Source organism: Bradyrhizobium sp. Leo170 (genome assembly GCF_004296405.1).
In the GTDB taxonomy this organism is placed as follows: domain Bacteria; phylum Pseudomonadota; class Alphaproteobacteria; order Rhizobiales; family Xanthobacteraceae; genus Bradyrhizobium.
This window is the reverse complement of the sequence record NZ_PSRR01000556.1, coordinates 1-3,158: the sequence shown is the minus strand read 5'-3', so window position 1 is coordinate 3,158 and position 3,158 is coordinate 1. Positions and strand designations below refer to the sequence as shown.

Below are 3,158 nucleotides of genomic sequence, written 5' to 3'. Positions count from 1 at the left end.
GATGAATCCCAACAGACCCGAGTCAACTCGAATTACGGTGACGGTGCATTAAATCGGTGCCGGGATCCGGGCCGGTCGTGGAGCGTAATGAGGAGCGCGCCTCGGATAACGAGGAGCGATTTTACCGAGACCGAGCTCTATGAGCTACTTATCGCCGTTGAATAGGCTCAAGCGTGAGCGAGCTACGTTTTTCACCGATTCCACTGCGAACGGCAGGATCTTATAAGGGACGACTTCGTAGGGCTGTTGGGCCAAACCCTCCTCCAAGCCGCGTCTCCAGGCAACCCGCAATTCAGTATTGATGTGGATGATATTGATCCCAGCGGCGATTGCCTTCCGCAAGTCTTCGTCGTCGGTTCCCGATCCGCCATGCAGGGTAAGTGGCACTTGGGCCGCGCTCTTGATCTGGGCGATTCTCTGGATATCCAACCGCTTCCGTGTTTGTCCCTGCACCATGCTCTTTAGCATCCCGTGCATGTTGCCCACGGCCGGAGCGAGGATGTCGACCCCTGTAGACTCGACAAACTGTCTCGCTTCTGCAGGAGATGTTAAGCCCCTCGACAAGTCGGGAGCCTCTTCATGTATTTCAGAACCGGTTCCAATGTCGCCGATCTCTCCCTCGACAAGGACGTCAGAATTGATTGTTTTGAGGGCTTCGACCGCTTCTTTTGTTTGCCGTACGTTCTGCTCGAATGGCAGCGCGGAAAGATCGAAGACGATGGCGTCAAATCCAGCCCTGACCGCTTCCATGGCTTTTGCCAGGGAATGCGTATGATCTGCGTTAAGAAATAATGGGCAGTCGCATTCCTCACGCAACCTCCGCACCAGAGCCGCAATTTCGGAGACTCCGAAAAACTCCCGTTCGCCCTCGGATGCACCGACCACCACTGGGACCTTAAGTTCCTGTCCGGCTGCCGACACCGCCTTCAATAGAACCCAATCGCCGACGTTGAAATGGCCGATCGCGGCACCGTCTTTCTGACTCTGCTCCAAAGCATCCCGCAATCCATGCATCAAGAGCCTCCTCATCAATGTTGCTGCGTGGCGCTCTGCACCGTATTCGCATAACTGGGTCTCCTGTTGCCTCTCGCAAGACACGAAACACGGGCATTTGAATGCAGGGGCGCTCAATCCATTGCGGCCGGTGAGAAGCTGTTGCAATCTGGCAGTGACAACGATAGCCGACACCGCGATGCGGGAAGAAGATATCGGCCGTCGGCTTCGTGGGGTGGGCAAAGACACACTTGCGCCGTGCCTACCATCGGGAGTTCTCCGCCGCACCCGTTCGGCAGTTTCGACCGCGCAATCGCCGGCGAGGGAGAAGCTCGCCGGCGATGCATCGCCATCAGCAGAGTGCCACCTATTGCCGCATCAGGCGAACCACGTCCTGCCTCAGCAGGTAGAGCGAGACGGCGAGCAGAACGACGTCCTTCATCAGGAAAGGCACGTTGCCCGTCATCGCAGGGAAGCCTCCCGCAGTGATATCCCAGCCCTCAGGCATGAACGGAATGATGGTGACGGTTGCGATGAAGGTGCCGGTCGAGCCCAGCGCGCCGAGAACGCCGAACTTCTTGTCCCAGAAGCCCGCCAGCAGCAAGGTCCCGAACGTCCACTCTGAGACGCCCAGGAAGTAGCTGGCGCCGGCGTGGCCGAATACGGGATAGAGCCACCAGATCAGCGGGCCATTGCTGATGAACGGAACCAGTCGTTCGAATTCGTACGGAAACCACTTCTGGTAACCGAAGAAGAAAAACATGATCACCATCGAGGCCCGGACGACGTGATAGTCGAGGTCTTCCGCGAGCAGGCCGGACCTGTGCAGCGCGCGAACAAGCGGATTTTGAGTGGTGTTGGTAATCGTGGTCATGGTCGTGATCCTTTCATCCAAGATCTGACTGAGCGCAGTTGCGTCACGCCACTGCCGGGAAGTCGATCTCGGTGTCGTTGATGCGGTTGAAGACGTTGGTGAAGACGGTGGTCGCGAAGGCCAGGCTGATCTCGACCAACTGCGCGTCGCTGTAACCGGCGGCCTTGATCGCGGCGAAATCCTCGTCACTGACGGTGCCGCTGGACTGCGCGAGCTTGCGGACGAAGCCGACCAGTGCGTCGCGCTTGGCGTCGCCAGTGGGCTGGCCCTCGCGGATCTGCTTCAGCACCTCCGGCTTCACGCCGGCGAGCTTGGCGAGATAGCTGTGGGCAGCGACGCAGTAATCGCAGCCGCCGGCGGCGCTGATGATGAGCTTGATGACCTCCTGATCGCGCTTGGTCAGTGTGCCGGTGGCGAGCACTGCATCGGCGGCCAGGACCGACTTTAGTGCAGCGGGGCCGTGCGCGGCGATGGCGGCGAAGGTGTTCGGGACGCTCCCGATCGCCTTCTTGATCTGGGCATAGACTTGGCCCGACGGGCCGATGTCGGATTCGAGATTGGGGACTGAGAGACGGGACATGGTGGCACTCCTTGATTGGGGGTGTGAACGATCGTGGAGTGACGGTATGACTGCGCCGTGATACTTTGAATGTCATAAAATCTCGAATATATGCCCTATCGTCTCATGGCGATAACTTCGGGAGGGACGCGATGGATTGGCTTAGCCAGCTCTTCGAGATGATGCCGGTGCGCGGGCGGCTCGACCTGCGCTGCAACTATGGCGCTCCATGGCGCATCGACCAGGGGCCCGGCGAGGCCAACGAAATCCCGTACCACGCCGTGCTCGCCGGCTCCGCGCTGCTGGAGGACCCGGCGGGAGGAAGGCCGCTGCAGCTGAAGCCCGGCGACATTCTGCTACTCCCCGGCAATCCTCGTCACATCATGCACGACGACAGCGGGGCCGCGCCGCTGCCGGCCCGCAACCGTGCGGCCCTCAACTTCACGATCAGCGAAAATCTCGGATCGGACGAACGGCTCGATCTGTTGTGCGGTCACTTCGCCGTCGCGCCGCCGCACGACCGCCTGCTGCGCAGCTATCTGCCGCCGCGCCTGGTCGTGCATGCCGGCACTCACGCCGGAAAGGAAACAGCCGCGCAGCTCGCAGGCCTCGTCGCGCTGATGCGGAGCGAGTCGGCGGACGATCACCTGGGCGGCCGCGCCATGCTGAACGCGCTGTCGACGGCGATGTTCGCGCTTGTGCTGCGGCTCGCGAGCGAGACCCAAGACGCCC

At 60.6% G+C, this 3,158-nt stretch carries 4 protein-coding genes; 1 reads left to right on the top strand and 3 read right to left on the bottom strand.

From position 1 onward, the window contains the following. Nucleotides 1–144: 144 nt before the first annotated feature. The 3 genes from CWO89_RS42310 to CWO89_RS42300 form a co-directional block, all read right to left on the bottom strand. Nucleotides 145–1,014 carry a class II fructose-bisphosphate aldolase gene (locus CWO89_RS42310; RefSeq protein ID WP_130584140.1) on the bottom strand — a complete coding sequence of 290 codons (870 nt, stop codon included), beginning with the start codon at nucleotides 1,012–1,014 and terminating at the stop codon, nucleotides 145–147. A gap of 346 nt (nucleotides 1,015–1,360) precedes the next feature. Then, nucleotides 1,361–1,867 carry a YkgB family protein gene (locus CWO89_RS42305; protein ID WP_130584139.1) on the bottom strand — a complete coding sequence of 169 codons (507 nt, stop codon included), beginning with the start codon at nucleotides 1,865–1,867 and terminating at the stop codon, nucleotides 1,361–1,363. A gap of 43 nt (nucleotides 1,868–1,910) precedes the next feature. Continuing rightward, complete coding sequence (locus tag CWO89_RS42300) at nucleotides 1,911–2,447, bottom strand: carboxymuconolactone decarboxylase family protein (RefSeq protein ID WP_130584138.1); 537 nt, start codon at nucleotides 2,445–2,447, stop codon at nucleotides 1,911–1,913. A 131-nt stretch (nucleotides 2,448–2,578) separates the two neighbouring features. On the opposite strand from CWO89_RS42300, the gene CWO89_RS42295 reads away from it, so the two are divergent. Further along, a partial coding sequence (locus CWO89_RS42295; RefSeq protein ID WP_130584137.1) for a cupin domain-containing protein occupies nucleotides 2,579–3,158 on the top strand: 580 nt, incomplete at its 3' end.

Excerpts from the sequence above, each read along its gene's own strand:
- CWO89_RS42310 (WP_130584140.1), bottom strand. The coding sequence starts at position 1,014 with ATGCATGGATTGCGGGATGCTTTGGAGCAGAGTCAGAAAGACGGTGCC.
- CWO89_RS42305 (WP_130584139.1), bottom strand. The coding sequence starts at position 1,867 with ATGACCACGATTACCAACACCACTCAAAATCCGCTTGTTCGCGCGCTG.
- CWO89_RS42300 (WP_130584138.1), bottom strand. The coding sequence starts at position 2,447 with ATGTCCCGTCTCTCAGTCCCCAATCTCGAATCCGACATCGGCCCGTCG.